We start from the raw sequence: 16,471 nt of genomic DNA, 5'->3' as shown, positions 1-16,471 counted from the left end.
GCACGATCTGGAAAAATTTAAGCATTAAAAACTTGAATAATTTTGTATACTTTTTATTCCTTGGTGTCGTCCATTATGGTGTAGTCGTATAGAAGGGGGGAGAGCATGATTGATGAGACGAAACTGATCGATAAAATGAAAGCTGGTAATCAACATGCAATTCGGATGATCGTAGAACGTTATCAGCACCATGTTTTTAAAGTAACATATAGTGTCGTTCGTGACCAAGAAATTGCAGAGGATCTTGCACAGGAAACATTTATCAAAATGCTCGATGCCCTTCCAACTTATCAGAATCAAGGGTTTAAAACATGGTTATCAAGAATCGCTTTGCATAAAGCAATTGATCATCAGCGCCAGAGGAAACGAAAGCGGGAAGAATTACATACGTTTGAAGCTTTTCACCCTGTAGACAAGAAGTTGAATGTGGAAGAAGAGGTGATGGCTAAAGATCAATTCACTATTATCCAACAGCGGATCAAGCAGATGCCTGCTAAATTTCAATTAGTGGTCCATGCGTATTACTTCGAGGAATTGAGCTATAAACAAATAGCGGATCGTTATGGTCTGGAAGGAACGACGGTGAAGACCAGGCTGTACAGAGCCAGAAAATGGATGAAGGAAAATTGGAAGGAGGAAGATTTTAGATGAGCCATCTTTCGAAAGAAAAAGTTATCGCGTATGTAGAACAAACTATCGATAATAGAAAGGAAATGGAAGATCATTTATTAACGTGTGACAGCTGTATGGAATTATATCTTATTGTTATAGACGAACAAACATATGAAGCCGCACCATCTTCTGATTTTACCGATACATTCATGCAACACATGAACAAAACTGTCGTAACACCTTCGAAGGATCGAACAAATCGTGCACTCATTCATTATGCGATAGCCGCTGGATTCACAGTGCTTCTAACAGTATCTGGGGTTTTCCAAGGTGTGATGCAAGCAACAAACGATCAACAAATGGAACAAAAGCCATCTATTTCAGAGCATCTAATGTTAAAAACAGATCAATGGATCGAAAAATTAAAAGGGGAGGGTAAGGAATGAATAACAAATCTGCAGTATTAGCATTTTTCTTAAGCTTTTTCCCAGGGTTTGGTCATATTTATTGGGGCCGTATATTCCGAGGAATTATATATATGTTAGCCTTTTTCGGTGGGGTGTTTGTTTCGTTATTCTCAGCATTTACGGGGGTTGTTGGTTATAGTGAATTTTATATATTAATGTTTCTTTTACTAGCTATCATTTGGTTCATCAATTTCCTCGATATGATCGTCACGATTTTACATGCAAAACCAACTGGAGTTGGGAATGCACAAGTTGATGATCACGAGACAAATCTCAATAATGAAAGAGTGAAGACCATTATTTTTTCCGTTATTCCTGGTGTTGGCCATTTTTACATAGGATTAACATACCGCGGTCTTACGCTATTATCAGCTTTTATCGGAATCATCACCATTGTATTCTTTATCAGCATCTTAACCAGTGGTGTATTTTTAATCTTTTTATTAATCCTGCCAATTATTTGGGTCTATAGTTTATTTGATGTGATTCAACTTCTAAATCGCAAACAAGCTGGCGAAGTATTAGAAGATAAAACGATATTAGATGATTTTGAACGTGCGCGAAATAGTGAAAACAAAAGCCGTGTTTTAGCCGTTATTTTATCTATCTTCCCAGGTGCTGGCCACTTGTACCTTGGCTTGCAGAAGCGTGGGCTTCAGTTGATGGCTGTATTCTTGTCTGCTATTTATATTTTAGACGTATTACACTTATCACTCTTCTTATTCCTGATTCCGATCGTCTGGTTTTACAGTTTCTTTGATACGATGCAAGCGGCAAATCGAATGGAATATGAAAACGTGGAAGACGTGCCGATCTTTAAGAATATTAAGAACAACCAAAAGTGGCTCGGTATTGGATTAGTCGTACTTGGATTATTTTATTTATTTGATCATGTGCTTCTTCCAGTACTGGGTAATCTGCTAGGCAATAATTTCTGGCATTACTATAACTCCTATTTCCAAGTTAGCATCGTCTGTTTATTGCTGATTGGAGGCGGCATGAAGCTCGCACTAATGAACCGGAAAAAGAAATCATAAACAGTCTCCAGTAAAAGCACTCCAGTGGTTATGGGGTGCTTTTTTGTGTTCTCATAATACGGATTATGTCAACTAACTGCTTAGTGATCATTTTGAAATGATACATGTGCAGGGATACCGCTCCCGCCAACCACTTCGTGCCCCACAGGACGAGGAGCTTATTTCCGGAGCTTTGCTAAGCACATAAAACATTTCAAAATAACCAAATCGTTTAACAATTCCACTTTACATAATCCGTATTATAGGTAGCTTTATGTATGATAAAGTTTAATAAAAACTGGGCGGGTTTAGTTCTTTTTTTTATTTTTCCGAAATACTGCAACGTTCGAACAAAAGAAAACAAGTACAACAAATAAATACATGTTCAATATATTGTTTCGTCTGTATACTTTATTGAAAGCGCTTCAAAAAGATAGGAGGTTCGTTTTATGTTGGGTAAAATGAAACTGGAAAACGTACGAAGTTTAGCTCTGATGATTCTTTTGATCGCATTCTCACTTTTTTTTATGGTTCTTCAAGCACATACTGTCCATGCATCGTCAGCAATTACCATTGACTCTCATGTTGAGGGGCAGTCTGTACCTGTTGGAGTGGAACGCATTTCTGGAACATATACGAAGACTTATAATATGGAAATAGTGATTAATGGTAAGAAGATTGTGAAAGTGCAGACGGATGATCCTAATGGTGACGATACTGGTATCTGGTATTATGATTTGGACACCTCCAATTATGATGGAGAAATAGAGCTAATGGTCAAGGGGCAGGATACTGTGTCCAGAAGCAATGCATGGTCCATTCTTCATGTAAACGTAGATAATGCTGCAGCAAACGTTCCAACTGTTTCTATTGACTATCCAGCTGACGGAAGTAGTGTCAAGGGCAATGTTAATATAAAGATTGCAGTAGAAGCCAAAAATAATATAAAGCGTGTGGAAGTAAGAATGAATGGAGGTGCTTGGAAAGAAGCTTCTTTAAATAATAAACACTATAAATACAAGTGGGACACGTCTGGCATTGGTGATAAAACAAGCAGTATAGAAACAAGAGCAATCGATTCCCGAGGTAATGTAGGAAAAAGCTCGACAACTTATGTAAAAGTAGGAGAGGGAACGAATGAGACCACATCCGCAGTAGATCAGGACCGTTCGATGTGGATATGGGAGAAGGCTAGCTATAATTTACTTCTTAATCCCGGTTCAAGAAAAGTTTTAGATGCAATGGCGAAAGATACCACTACATTTGATCAGGATCCGATTACAACACTTTATTTTGGTGTCGATACATTTAACGGAATGGATATGCTGGAAGACGAAAGGGAAAAAGTAAGAGACTTTGTGAGCTGGGCTCATGATAGTGGCTATAAAATACATGCACTCATTGCAGGCGGGACCAATCCACCTTATTTTGGAGCCTACACGAGGTATCATGATTTAGCCATTAAAGAATTCGAAAAAGTTCTTAATTATAATATTTCTTCCTCTTCAAACGAGAGATTTGACGGAGTAAATGTAGATACAGAGCCTTATATTTTACCAGATTTTAAATCAGCCTATCCCTCCGTACAGATACAATATTTAGACTATTTTGAAAAGCTCATGCAACGACGTGATACGGCAGGATATAATCTATTAGTAGGTGCGGCCATTCCGAGATGGTATGATTCTTCTTCTAGTGCTGAGAATATAGATTGGAACGGCGATACAAAATGGATGTCTCAACACATCCAGGACATTGCTGATTATATTTCGATTATGGATTACTGGGATGTGGCAGATGATAGTCCAGGTATCATACCAGACGCACAAAGTGAGATAGATTATGCAAATCTTATAGGAAAACCAAACTCTGTCATTATAGGTGTAGAAACAAAAGATATTGCCAATAGTGGGGATCCAGAGACGATTTCTTTCCGTGAAGAGGGTCGAACTTATATGGAAGCAGAATTAGATAAGGTTTATCAAGCTTTTAATGGAGAAGAAGCCTTCGGAGGTATTGCACTGCATCATTATGATGAAATCAGAGCATTACCGTCTGCCTGGGGACCAAACGGTTATTTTTGGGAACCGCCTGCAGATTCAACTGCTCCTTCAGCAATCAGTGAAAATCCAGCCGCTACTGGTTTTGATTTTCAAAGTATCGGTATAGAATACGGAAGAGCATTCGATAATACCGAAGTAGAATCTTACAACATTTACCGCAGTACCTCCAGTGATTTTACACCGGACGATAGTAATCTGGCAGGAACAGCAAGAGGGTTATCCTATACAGACAATGGTTTACTTCCGAATACGAAATATTACTATAAAGTAGCTGCGGTGGATGTCCAAGGCAACATCGGTCCTATTTCTGATGAAGCCTCTGCCGTTACGGACGATACGACATTAAAACCGATGATTATTGATAGTATGGATGTTAGTTATAATGAAAGCAAGGGTAATGTAACACTGCAAGTCGTAGACAAAGACACGCTAGAAGGGATTCAGGCTGAAGTTCATGGACGATTTACGCATATGGCAGGAAAATATATTAGCGTTACAACAGATGAAAAAGGGACTGCTTTCGCTATGAGTGAATCCGTAGTGGAAAATTGGGGTGAGATAGGATTTGAACCGAGAAGGATCGTAGCAGATGGCTATTATTGGGCACAAGCATATGATCATCCGCACCAAACGTCCACAACATGGTCTCAGGAAATATACACAGTTGCGGAAGACGCCCATGTCCGTGGAGGAAGTTATGCAGATATGAACTTCGGTGCAGATACAGCTATTCAAATCAAAGATGTATCAGGATCAAATTATTATGATCGACTCGGTTTCTTCAAATTTGACCTTTCTAGTTTTTCAGGCAATGCAATAACATCAGCAGTATTGTATTTTTATACTAGTGCGTCGGTTACCAATTTGCCTGTAACGATAGCGGGGCTGAGTACGGATAGCTGGATGGAAAACAGTATCACGTGGAATAATCAACCTGTTCTAAATGACTCAGCCATTATAGGATCGATCGATGTCTCCAATGCAGGATGGTACAGTATGGATGTAACAAACTTTATTAACAGTCAAATGGAAGACAAAGTGGCATCATTCAGATTATCTGACCAAGCCGCAAAAGACAGTCTGATCATGATAGACAGTAAAGAAAACAAAAATCCTGCTTATCTGGTCATACAATAAATGTATTCTGACAATATGGCAGGTGCTAAAGCTGCTTACGGTATTCGTTCGGTGTCAGACCATAATACTTTTTGAATGATTTACTAAAATGCGGATAATCGCTAAACCCAACTTCAAATGCGATTTTCGTAATGCTCATGTCAGCGTTTTGAATTAATTCTTTCGCCTTTGCCATTCTGATATGGATAACGTATTTAATAAAGCTAATGTTCATTTCTTCTTTAAAAGAACGGCTGAAATAAGACTCGGAAACGCCGATATAATCAGCCACTTCTTGTAAGGAAAAATCTGGCGATGCAAAATACGCTTCTATATATTCCACAGCTTTTAAAATATTTTGACGTGAACCTAAATTTCTGCTGCCTTGAACAAAATCTATCATACGACTAACCGCTTGTTTTGCTATTTCCGTCGTATCAGTCATCATATTAGACCATGTAATTTGTTCAGGTAGCAGGTTAGGTAAGTTTGGGTTTCTATTTATTAATTCATTTTCTATATCTCTTAAAAGATCCTCCAATAATTGCGAAAGAGACAGTGGGTGATTAGGGATCCGGTTGTGCCCTTCAACAACATCGTTTATTTTTTCAAAAGTTTCTGCTTTATTAAATGTCCAAATATGTTCAACAAGTTCTTTCTTATAAGTTTCGAGAAGTAATATCCAATCATTATTCTCGGCATAGGAACGTTTGTTTGTTTGCATCTGGCTATACATGTTATCCATGATAGAGAGTATTTGATCGGGCACGATAGGCTTTAATATAAAGTCAGAAACCCCAAAACGAATAGCTGTTTGAGCATAACTAAAATCATCATAGCCAGAAATGATGATGAACTTTATTTTTGAATCTATATTTCTGGCTTTTTCTATCAACTCAAGCCCATCCATTTCTGGCATACAAATATCTGTAATGACAATATCGATGGAGTGGTTATCAAGTAAATGCAATGCTTCTTGGCCATCTTCAGCTACACCTGCTATAGAAAATTTATCTTCCAACCCTTCCAACAGCTTTTGTAAACTTAATAGAATCATGTGTTCATCATCTACTATTATAACATTGTACATTCTTTATCCTCCTCCTGATAAGGAAGTCTAAGTTCCACGATGGTTCCTCTGTCTGCCTTCCATTCTTTAATGTGTAATCCATAAGGAGAACCAAACGCTAAGCGTGTTCTTTCATGCACATTCCATAATCCGATACTTTTATATTCTTTTTCATAATCATGGATGAGTTGCTCATTCAGATTTGTAAAAGCCTGGTTATAAGCCTCTTTAATATCGGGCTGAATGCCATAACCTTTATCAATTACTTGAATAACATAGTATTCTTTTTGTTTATACGTTCGAATACCAATATAGGTGGCTTTCAATTTGCGTTTTTGATAGCCATGTAAAAAGGCATTCTCTACTAATGGCTGAAGGGAAAAGCGTATTAAAGAAATAGAATCCTGACATTGATCATCGATTTGGATATCTACAGTCAAATGCCGATGTCTTTCTTGTTGGATCTCTAAATACGAATGGATATGGTTCATCTCTTCTCTTAGCTGCACTACTTGTCGTGCCTCACTAAGGTTATAACGAAACATTTGCGCTAAAGAGGTAGTTATTTTGCTGATCACCATGTTATTATCCAGGATCGCATGGGAATTAATAATCCCAAGCGTGTTATAGAGAAAGTGTGGGTTAATTTGTGCCTGCATTGCTCGAAGTGCAGATTCTTTTTGTTTAATCTGCAATTGTTTTTCTTGTAATTGCGCTATATGCACTTCTTCGTGCAGTCTCTTCAGTTCATTTACCATCGCGTTAAAACTTCGAAATACATTGCCAATTTCATCTCGTCGTCCCTTCATCCCCGTATTCTGAACAGTGTAATTTCCTGATTCTACTTTTTTCATCATACGTTGAAGAGTGGAGAGTGAACCAGTGAGTGATAAGGCGAACCCTCCAAATACCGTAAGTGCTACGACTACGATAAATGCACCTAATATAATCGTTATCGTTCTCATTTGAACTAAATCGCCAATAATTTTGTTATGGGGGAGCTGTGCCACTAATACCCAATCCGTATCTTTGAATTGCTCATATATGTGAATTTCTTTCTCATCGTTCTTCGTCGTTGTAAACACATCACTTTCACTCGATATATACCGCTCTTTTAATGAGGTATCAACATATTTCCCAATTCGATCTGGATCTGTATGAAAAATCGTTTGTCCGGTATCATCCATTATTAGAACATTAGAATTCTCAATAGACAGATTATCACTGATTGTGGAGAGTTGATGCAGATTAATATCTATAATTAATAAAGCTTTATATAGATAAGAACTGGTGCTATGGATCTTTCTCGATACGGTAATAACGGGCTGGGAACCAATTTTTCGCAATCCTATTACGTTAAAGTTGTCCATATCCTTCCCGTTGTTAAAAAGATTATCATTTCTATTTCTTATCCGGTCCATATCTAGTAACTCTTTGCTCTGATAGAAATTTATCTGGCTGTGTTTTTGGCTGACCAAAGATATACCGACAATATCTGACCTGCCGTTCATCAATTGCGTGAATAGCTCCAATTCTATTTGTTCCGACAGAATAAAAGAATCATATTTACTTAGGTTGTCATTATTGATATACCACTGAATCTGAGGATTAGTGATAAAAGGATAAGTAGAATTTTCTATTTCCTTAATATACATGTTCAAGTACTCATTTGCTTGTTGAATTAATTTTTTATTCGATTGGATTGCTTCTTGTTCAATCGTATTCGTGGAGGATTCGTACCATATCATGCCGATGATCGAGATCGGTAAACAGACAAAAAAGGTAAAGATTAAAAAAAGCTTCTTCTTAATTGAATGTGTATGCATTTATGACACATCCCTTGTTATTAAAAATAATTGCTTTAAATAATGGGGAAAAGTAGTGAATAGTAATAACTAATATATGTATACAATAGCTTATCCATGTCTTATTCAGTATTATTCTGGTGAAGTTATTTAGCAAGGAGTCATGTGTTTTTCTTACTAAGATCAAAAAAGGACAAGTAAATAAAAAAAACCCATTCCATCGTGGCTTTAATTTCTGTAAGCTTTTCACAAATATTAAATATTAGGAGGTAATAAGAATGAAGAAAAAATTACTACCTGCTTTCCTTTCATTTGTCTTTATATTGTCATTATTGCTTGCGGGTTGTTCCGGTGACTCACCTACTGGAAATGATACAGAAAATTCCGATTCAGAACAAGTCACCATTAACCTTGGGTATTATTCGGGTGGTAAATCCGATGAAAAAATGCAAGAGTTGATTAATAGATTTATGGAGCAGCATCCGAACATTAAGATCACGACTCAGAGTTCACCTTATGGCCAATTCTTCCAGAAGCTTGACACACAGATTGCTGCTGATGAAGCTCCAGATGTGTGGTTATCTGATGGTGTACTAGTCATGAAGTACGCAGAGCGTGGAGCAATTAAAGATTTAACAGAATGGATTAATCGTGATTTGAACAAAGAGGATTATTACGGATTAGATTCTAATCAGGATACAGATGGAAAGTATTGGGGCGTACCACAAGGGATTCAGATTGGCGCTTTGTATTACAACAAAGAGCTCTTCGATAAAGCCGGAGTAGAATATCCAAGTGAAGATTGGACTTGGGAGGATTTAAAAGAAGCTGCTGCTAAGTTAACATTAGATGCTTCCGATAAGAAACCAAACGAAGACGGATTTAACAGCGAAAATATCAAACAATTTGGTTTAACGTTTTTTAGTATCACTGAGGGATGGTTCTCCGTTCTTAAATCGTATGGTGGAGGCATCCTGGATGAATCTTTAAATAATTCAGTTATTAATTCTGAAGAAAATAAACAAGCATTCGAGTGGATGGTAGATGGTATGAGCAAGGGGATCATTACAGACCCTGCTGATCTGAATAGTTTCCAAAGTCCGATGGCCGTCTTTCCTAGCGGTTCAGCTGCAATGAGAATTGGCATTTATGCTCGTGTGTTAGCTGCAAATGAAGCCGGATTAAACTATGATGTCACCGTACTGCCAAAAGGTCCGGACGGTGAGAGATTCTCTCCTGTCATAACAAACTCTTGGGTAATTAATAACAGTACAAGTGATAAGAAAGCAGAAGCTGCCTGGGAATGGGTGAAGTTTTGGGCAACGGAAGATGAAGTGCAAAAAGAGTGGGCAGCACTTGGAGAAGCGGTACCTGTTAAGAAATCTGTGGCTCAATCGGATACGTTCTTAAATTCAACTGACAAACCAGAAAATAAACAGGCATTCTTAGAAAGTTTTGATTTTGCAGGAAGCCTTGATACCAATGCAGTATGGAGTGAGTGGGTTGCGAAATTTAATGAACATGCCCGACGAGCTTTCCTCGAGGAACAACCGATCGAAGAGGCATTAGAAAATGCAGATAAAGATGTGCAAAAGATTCTGACTGATTTTTATAACGAATAATAAATGAAAGGAGCCATATAAGATGCAGACTAATCGTAAGAATTCTGCAACCACCATCATACCTGCAAAGAAACGTAAGTTAATATCGTATGAAGGGAAGTGGGGACTTCTTTTAGTCTCCCCTTACCTCATTCAATTCATCATGTTTGTAATTGCACCGCTGATCGCTTCTTTATATTTCAGTTTTTCCCAATATGATATGTTAAATGCTCCACAGTGGATTGGCTTAGAAAACTACGAAAAGCTGTTTAACGAACCTTTATTTTATAAATCGCTTTGGAATACGCTTTATTTTGCTATTTTATTCGTACCAGCACAAGCATTTCTTGCCTTGTTGTTAGCGGTTGCACTTAATCAGAAAATAAAAGCATTAAAGCTGTACCGCATGGCTCATTTTATACCAGTTATATCATCTTGGACTGTCGTTATGTATGTGGTTGATGCCATTTTTAATCCAAGATTTGGACTTGCAAACTCTTTTCTTATCAAGCTAGAGTTAGAACCGCAAAAATGGTTAAATGATGAACAACAGGTTATTCCGCTTTTAGTACTGGTGGCTGTCTGGAAAGGGATCGGCTATATTATGATTATTTATTTATCTGGATTACAGAACGTGCCGAATGAATTGTATGAAGCGGCTGAAATGGATGGAGCCAGTTCGATAAAGAAATTTAAATCCATTACATTGCCATCAATATCACCAACTACTTTCTTAGTTATAGTACTGAGTACCATAACTACTTTCCAGGCTTTTGAACAAATATATGTTATGACAGGGGGAGCCGCTGATATTTCTGCAGCTGGTGGTCCGAACAATGCAAGTTTAGTACTAATGCTCTACCTGTACCGAGAAGGTTTCTCTTTCTTGCATATGGGATATGCTTCCGCAATTGCGTGGATTCTTTTTATTATCTTGTTTATTCTCACGCTGCTCCAGTTATGGGGACAAAAGCGGTGGGTGCATTATCATTAAATAGTGAAGTGACAGGGAGGGGGCTATATAAATGAAAAACCGCAAATTTTTATCAGCTAAAAAGATTGGTTACATTATCCTGACGATTAGTGCACTGATTATGGTGATGCCATTCGTTACCGCACTATTTAACTCATTAAAAACGTATGCTGAATTTACAGCAGTTCCTCCGAGATGGATACCTGAGGTGTTCCAATGGTCGAATTATCCAGAAGTATTTAAGCTGGGTAATTTCTTAGATTACACCTTTAATAGTTTCATTGTTACCGGTTTGTCTGTCTTAGGTGCAGTCATTTCCTGTTCGATGGTAGGCTATGCATTTGCTCGTTTAACATTTCCGTTTAAAAATGCATTATTCGTCATGGTATTAGGAACGATGATGATACCACCCATTGTCGTGATCATCCCGCATTTTATGATCTTTCAGCAAATGAACCTGTTAGATACACTCGTGCCTCTCTGGCTTCTTGAATGTCTGGCACAACCGTTTGGGATATTTTTAATGCGACAAACGTTTTTGAGTATTCCAAAAGACTATGAAGAGTCATCCAAATTAGATGGTTGTAATCCATTTCAGACCTATTGGCGAATCTACTTGCCAATGGTAAAACCAAGTCTGGCAACTGTTGCGATTTTTACCTTTATGACGAAATGGAATGAGATTTTGGCACCTTCGATTTATTTAACGTCCAATGAGAAATTCACATTGCCAATCGGGATATTATCACTTGGTGGTCAGTGGTTTGGTAATGAACAATACATGGTCGCAGCTGCATTAATGAGTTTAGTTCCGATCTTAATCGTTTTCTTATTTGCAGAACGTTACTTTGTGCAAAACTTCTCGAATTCAGGCATTAAGTAGGAAGGTAAGGGGGGAGAGCAGGCATGGAACTTTTCTTTGAAGGAGATATTCTGGAGTTTCAGGATGGAATTGACCAGCTAATGCAGCAGTGGGCATTTTCTCAATCAAAGGATGGCGTTCCCATAAAGGTGGAACAAACAGATGTTGATGAGATTTATGTTAATTTTAATCACTCTAAAGCAGAAATTCACTATCATCATCCGGTTCAGTTTTTTCGAGCTTTAGGACTGCTATTAGAACACATGCAAGTGGTAGAAGAAATGAAGGTAAGAGAAGTACCGCAATTTCAGATGAACGGTCCGATGCTTGATTGTTCACGAAATGCTGTGTTAACAACGGAATTCCTCAAAGAAATGATACGGTTGATGGCAGGAATGGGCTTGAATACACTGTTGCTTTATATGGAAGATACGTATGAAATTGAATCAGCACCTTATTTCGGCTATATGCGAGGCAGGTACAGCAGGGAAGAATTAAAGGAGATCGATGAGTTTGCCTCTCTTTTTGGGATAGAAGTCATTCCATGTATCCAAACACTTGCCCATTTATCTACTTATCTTAGATGGGATGTAACAAAAGATATTCGTGATACAGACGATATTTTATTGGCTAATTCGGAGAAAACGTATCAATTCATTGAAAAAATGATCCAATCAGTTAGTGAACCCTTCCGATCGAGAAGAATTCATATCGGTATGGATGAAGCCCATTTTCTTGGAAGAGGAAATTATATAGAGCGATTTGGACACCAATCTGCTTTTCAGATTATGAGTGACCATTTGCAAGCTGTAAGGGAGATTACCGCTAAGCATCATCTTCAACCGATGATATGGAGCGATATGTACTTTCGGATCGCTTCTGATAAAGGTGATTATTATGATACGCAGGCTGCTATTCCTAAAGATATTATCCGTCAAAAACCCGATGACGTACAGTTGGTCTACTGGGATTATTATCATGAAGATCAAGATTTTTATCATGACTATATACGAAAACATCAAGAATTTGGAATGAATCCACTATTTGCAGGAGGAATTTGGACGTTTAATGGAAATACCATTCATTATGACAAGACTTTTGCTTCCACACATGCAGCCTTACGTGCTTGTAAGAAAGAAGGTGTTACAGAAGTTTTTGTCACGCTATGGGGAGACGATGGAGCGGAGACTAATCCATTCACAGCTCTGTTAGGTCTTCAGTTATACGCAGAACATGGATATACAAAAGAAATCACTAATGAAAAATTAAGATCTCGCTTTCGATTTTGTACAGGTGCAGAGATGGATGCATTTTTGCAGTTAGGGAGTATCGATTCCTATATTCATCCTGGCAAAAATCTGGAGCCTGTGAATCCTTCCAAATTTCTGCTTTGGCAAGATCCATTAGTAGGATTGTTTGATCACTATATAGAGGATCAGAAGGTTGCATCATGCTATCAACAACTTGAAAAAGACCTGCTGCAGGTTAAAACTAAAACTGGTAAGTGGCAAGGCTTATTTGATTATGCCGGTGCATTATGTGCGACATTAAGTATCAAAAGCACGATAGGGACCAACATGAAAACCGCATATGAGCAAAATGATAAAGCGGGTCTGGATCAGATTCTTCAAAAAGACCTTCCAGAATTGCTTCAAAAAGTAAAGAGATTACATCTACTTCACTACAAGCAGTGGATGGAGACAAACAAACCCTTTGGCTGGGAGGTACTTGATATCCGCTATGGTGGTCTGATGCTACGTATTGAGACAACAATGCTGCGCTTGCGTGAATTCTTGGAAGGAACAATTACAGCAATACCAGAGCTGGAACAAGAACGGCTAAGTTATGCAAACGAAGCAAAGGAGAACGAATTGGTTCGTTGTAATTTGTACCAGCATATTGCCACGCCGAACGTGCTTTGATCTTACTTGAAGTAAAACTTTTTATAAGGGAGATTGAATAATTAATGAAATATGCAGCTTTCAGCGGAGCGTTTATAGATTACAGTATTCAGCAAACAATGGTCATGACGAAGGAATTGGGCTTTGATGGCATCGAGATTGCTTGCAGGGAGCCTCACCTGTCTTCAAGTACGTCACTTCCCAGAGTAGAGGAAATGAAAGATTTAGCAGATCATTTGGGTCTTGAAATTCCTGTTCTGGCAGGGTACACAGGACACTTTTCGACTGCAAGTGATCAGGAATGTGCAAAAGCATTACAGGAATTTAGGCAACTTTTAAAATGGGCAGAAATTCTTGGAGCGGATATGGTCCGGGTATTTCCAGGTGGCCCGAATGGTTTCCTTGCAGAAGATTATCATTATGAGAAAGCAGCTTTTTGGTTGAATCAGTGTGTCAAGGAAGCAAAGGCCTTTTCGATAAACGTAATAATGGAAATTCATAATATAAGTTTGATAGAAACGGTCGAGCAAAGCAAGAAATTAATCAATACGATCGGCCATCATGAAAACATTGGCTTGATTCATGACGCAGGAAACATGTATATCACAGATACCGATTATGGAAGAGATTCTATCCTTAATTTAGGGGAGCATCTTTTTCATTTTCATGTAAAGGATGTAAAGAGAGTAGGAGAATCATCTTCTGCGCCTGGTTCCTTTACGAATAAAACAAAACATGGGGATGAACAGTTCATGCTGTGTTTGTTAGGTGAAGGAGCGATAGAGCACCAGCCACTATTTGATACGTTGTGCGAGATAGAGTATAACGGCTGGATTACGTTGGAATGTGCTGCACCCTATCCACCAAAGGATAGAATAGAAGCTGATTTAAAGAAGGTTCAGGAAATGGTAAAAAGGAATTCTTTTTCGTAGGAAAGGAGCGGTCGAGTGAAATTTTCGATTATAGGTTGTCAACACCCACACATCAGTATATTTATTAAAGAAATGCTTGATTTAGGTTATAAATGCGTGGGGATTTATGAGTCAGAAAACAGGACTTTAGTCAAAACAATCGCTGAGAAATATAATCTGAAAATGGTGGATGATATTGATCTCTTATTAGATGAGTCAGTTGAAGTTGTTGGGTGTGCAAGTATTAACAAAGACAAAATAAATATTATCGAGATGTGTGAGCAATATAAAAAACATATCATGATCGATAAACCCGCAGTTACAAATCGCAAAGATTTCGAAAGGCTAAAAGCTGTAGCAGAACGAGGCAAGATGCAAATTGGTATGCTGCTCACAGAGCGATTCAGACCATCGATATACACAGTAAAAAAGCAGATTGATGATGGACGCTTAGGAGATATCGTGAGTATTTCGATGAGAAAACCGCACCAGTTAAATCCTGCTAAACGTCCTCCATGGCATTTTTCTAAAGAACAATCTGGAGGTATTATCATTGATTTATTTGTGCATGACATCGATCTGCTGCGGTGGTTGTCAGGTGATGAAATCAATACGATTTCTTGTCATGCAGCCAAGAACATTTTGCCTGAATATCCATCCTTTTACGATGCTGCCGGGATGCAAATTGTCATGAATGATGGGGTAATCTCTCAATTATATGCAGATTGGCATACGCCAGACAAAAGCTGGACGTGGGGAGATTGTCGTCTTTATGTAGTCGGAACAAAGGGAGTGGCAGAAATTCGTTTAGAAGGTGACCCTTTTATTTCTGATACAGATTTAGTGTTAAGAGTGAGTGATGACGAAGTTTTAACAAAAGTACCGACAATCCAGCCTCCTGTAACGATTACAGAAGATTTCTTGCAGCGGATTCGCGGAGAGTATGGATTCATAGGTCATCAGGATCTGCTTGTAGCTACAGAAGCGACTATTAAAGCGGATGAACAGGCAAATAAGGTGAATCGTACATGAAGAATCGTACTTTGAATGGAGAGGATGACAGGGAATGTCAAACATAAAGAAAACGCGTTTTGCAATACTAGGCTGTGGCATTATAGCAGAGATACATGCTAAAGGAATCGCAGAAACAGAAGAAGCATCATTAGAGGCTGTTTACGATATCAATCAGGAAGTCAGTGATACTTTTGCGGATAAACATGGAGCGATCTCCTGCCATAGCTTAGAGGAATTACTTGATATGGATACGATTGATGTTGTATGTATCTGTACACCAAGCGGTATTCATGCAGAACAAACCCTTCAAGTTGCAAAAGCGAAGAAACATATTTTAGTAGAAAAACCAATGGCTATAAAACTAGTGGACATTTCTGCTATGATTCAGGCTTGTGAAGAGAATCAAGTATTGCTTTCTACTGTATTTCCGCGACGGATGTCACCTCAGGCTAATTTTGCTAGACAACTCATTCAAGAAGGGAAGTTAGGCAAGCTAAGTCTATGTTCTGCATATGTGAAGCTGTTTCGGGATCAAGCATACTATGACAGTGCTGGATGGCGAGGTACGTGGGAGGTTGATGGTGGGGGTGCTATGATGAATCAAGGCATTCATACCGTCGACATGCTGCAATGGCTGGCAGGTCCTGTTTCATCACTGTACGGAAAAACGAATGCAGTTTTGCGTGATATAGAAGTAGAAGATACAGCTTTATCGTTATTACAGTTTGAAAACGGTGCAATGGGCGTATTAGAGATTACAACGACAGCTTACGACGGTAAAGGCCAACGTTTAGCGATACATGGGGAAAAGGGAACATTAGAAATAGAAGAGGATACGATTACTAAATTGGAAATTGACGGGGAACAGGTCATGCTGCCAGATTTTGAAGATTTTGAAGTAATTCCTGATGGGCATCGTTTACAGATCAGGGATATGGCATTAGCTGTTCAGGAAAAGCGGCCCCCTATTATCCCAGGGACAGAAGGTCAGCATTCATTGGAAATTATATTGGGAACTTATCAATCTAGCCGTTTAGTAAAAGAATTGGATTTAACTTAAA

13 protein-coding genes are annotated in these 16,471 nt (G+C 38.4%); 11 read left to right on the top strand and 2 right to left on the bottom strand.

All coding sequences use genetic code 11. From position 1 onward, the window contains the following. Nucleotides 1-105: 105 nt before the first annotated feature. The 4 genes from MUN88_RS16595 to MUN88_RS16580 all read left to right on the top strand — a co-directional run bounded on the left by MUN88_RS16595 (nt 106) and on the right by MUN88_RS16580 (nt 5,295). Complete coding sequence (locus MUN88_RS16595) at nt 106-651, top strand: RNA polymerase sigma factor (protein ID WP_244717009.1); 546 nt, start codon at nt 106-108, stop codon at nt 649-651. Next, entirely contained in the window at nt 648-1,058 is a 411-nt protein-coding gene (locus tag MUN88_RS16590) for a hypothetical protein (protein WP_244717007.1), read from the top strand. The genes MUN88_RS16595 and MUN88_RS16590 overlap by 4 nt, the downstream gene beginning before the upstream one ends. Next, nucleotides 1,055-2,116: a hypothetical protein gene (locus MUN88_RS16585; protein ID WP_244717005.1), complete on the top strand. Its 1,062-nt coding sequence runs from the start codon at nt 1,055-1,057 to the stop codon at nt 2,114-2,116. The genes MUN88_RS16590 and MUN88_RS16585 overlap by 4 nt, the downstream gene beginning before the upstream one ends. Nucleotides 2,117-2,544: 428 nt before the next feature. Then, on the top strand, nt 2,545-5,295 hold the full coding sequence (locus MUN88_RS16580) for a CBM96 family carbohydrate-binding protein (RefSeq protein ID WP_244717003.1): 2,751 nt from the start codon (nt 2,545-2,547) through the stop codon (nt 5,293-5,295). Nucleotides 5,296-5,320: 25 nt separating this feature from the next. Here MUN88_RS16580 and MUN88_RS16575 read toward each other — a convergent pair whose 3' ends face one another. Next, complete coding sequence (locus MUN88_RS16575; protein ID WP_244717001.1) at nt 5,321-6,364, bottom strand: response regulator; 1,044 nt, start codon at nt 6,362-6,364, stop codon at nt 5,321-5,323. Then, entirely contained in the window at nt 6,349-8,169 is a 1,821-nt protein-coding gene (locus MUN88_RS16570; RefSeq protein ID WP_244716999.1) for a sensor histidine kinase, read from the bottom strand. The genes MUN88_RS16575 and MUN88_RS16570 overlap by 16 nt, the downstream gene beginning before the upstream one ends. Nucleotides 8,170-8,426: 257 nt before the next feature. Between MUN88_RS16570 and MUN88_RS16565 the strand changes: the two genes are divergently transcribed. The 7 genes from MUN88_RS16565 to MUN88_RS16535 are packed head-to-tail and all read left to right on the top strand — an operon-like array spanning nt 8,427 to nt 16,470. Continuing rightward, a complete protein-coding gene (locus MUN88_RS16565) occupies nt 8,427-9,770 on the top strand; it encodes an ABC transporter substrate-binding protein (RefSeq protein WP_244716997.1) in 1,344 nt (447 codons plus the stop codon). Between the two features lie 22 nt (nt 9,771-9,792). Beyond that, nucleotides 9,793-10,743 (top strand): carbohydrate ABC transporter permease, encoded by a 951-nt coding sequence (locus MUN88_RS16560; protein WP_244716995.1) that lies wholly within the window; start codon nt 9,793-9,795, stop codon nt 10,741-10,743. Nucleotides 10,744-10,774: 31 nt separating this feature from the next. Then, on the top strand, nt 10,775-11,605 hold the full coding sequence (locus MUN88_RS16555) for a carbohydrate ABC transporter permease (protein WP_244716993.1): 831 nt from the start codon (nt 10,775-10,777) through the stop codon (nt 11,603-11,605). A 23-nt stretch (nt 11,606-11,628) separates the two neighbouring features. Continuing rightward, nucleotides 11,629-13,506 carry a beta-N-acetylhexosaminidase gene (locus tag MUN88_RS16550; RefSeq protein ID WP_244716991.1) on the top strand — a complete coding sequence of 626 codons (1,878 nt, stop codon included), beginning with the start codon at nt 11,629-11,631 and terminating at the stop codon, nt 13,504-13,506. A gap of 44 nt (nt 13,507-13,550) precedes the next feature. Beyond that, nucleotides 13,551-14,417 (top strand): sugar phosphate isomerase/epimerase family protein, encoded by an 867-nt coding sequence (locus tag MUN88_RS16545; RefSeq protein WP_244716989.1) that lies wholly within the window; start codon nt 13,551-13,553, stop codon nt 14,415-14,417. Nucleotides 14,418-14,432: 15 nt separating this feature from the next. Next, a complete protein-coding gene (locus MUN88_RS16540; protein ID WP_244716987.1) occupies nt 14,433-15,428 on the top strand; it encodes a Gfo/Idh/MocA family protein in 996 nt (331 codons plus the stop codon). Between the two features lie 34 nt (nt 15,429-15,462). After that, nucleotides 15,463-16,470 (top strand): Gfo/Idh/MocA family protein, encoded by a 1,008-nt coding sequence (locus MUN88_RS16535; RefSeq protein WP_244716985.1) that lies wholly within the window; start codon nt 15,463-15,465, stop codon nt 16,468-16,470. The last annotated feature ends 1 nt before the right edge of the window (nt 16,471 follow it).

It is taken from the genome of Gracilibacillus caseinilyticus (assembly GCF_022919115.1).
In the GTDB taxonomy this organism is placed as follows: domain Bacteria; phylum Bacillota; class Bacilli; order Bacillales; family Amphibacillaceae; genus Gracilibacillus; species Gracilibacillus caseinilyticus.
Note: the sequence above shows the minus strand (reverse complement) of the source record. Positions and strands in the feature narration are given on the sequence as shown.

Bases quoted from the DNA above. Each gene is read 5' to 3' on its own strand.
- MUN88_RS16595 (WP_244717009.1), top strand. From the start codon at position 106: ATGATTGATGAGACGAAACTGATCGATAAAATGAAAGCTGGTAATCAA.
- MUN88_RS16590 (WP_244717007.1), top strand. From the start codon at position 648: ATGAGCCATCTTTCGAAAGAAAAAGTTATCGCGTATGTAGAACAAACT.
- MUN88_RS16585 (WP_244717005.1), top strand. From the start codon at position 1,055: ATGAATAACAAATCTGCAGTATTAGCATTTTTCTTAAGCTTTTTCCCA.
- MUN88_RS16580 (WP_244717003.1), top strand. From the start codon at position 2,545: ATGTTGGGTAAAATGAAACTGGAAAACGTACGAAGTTTAGCTCTGATG.
- MUN88_RS16575 (WP_244717001.1), bottom strand. From the start codon at position 6,364: ATGTACAATGTTATAATAGTAGATGATGAACACATGATTCTATTAAGT.
- MUN88_RS16570 (WP_244716999.1), bottom strand. From the start codon at position 8,169: ATGCATACACATTCAATTAAGAAGAAGCTTTTTTTAATCTTTACCTTT.
- MUN88_RS16565 (WP_244716997.1), top strand. From the start codon at position 8,427: ATGAAGAAAAAATTACTACCTGCTTTCCTTTCATTTGTCTTTATATTG.
- MUN88_RS16560 (WP_244716995.1), top strand. From the start codon at position 9,793: ATGCAGACTAATCGTAAGAATTCTGCAACCACCATCATACCTGCAAAG.
- MUN88_RS16555 (WP_244716993.1), top strand. From the start codon at position 10,775: ATGAAAAACCGCAAATTTTTATCAGCTAAAAAGATTGGTTACATTATC.
- MUN88_RS16550 (WP_244716991.1), top strand. From the start codon at position 11,629: ATGGAACTTTTCTTTGAAGGAGATATTCTGGAGTTTCAGGATGGAATT.
- MUN88_RS16545 (WP_244716989.1), top strand. From the start codon at position 13,551: ATGAAATATGCAGCTTTCAGCGGAGCGTTTATAGATTACAGTATTCAG.
- MUN88_RS16535 (WP_244716985.1), top strand. From the start codon at position 15,463: ATGTCAAACATAAAGAAAACGCGTTTTGCAATACTAGGCTGTGGCATT.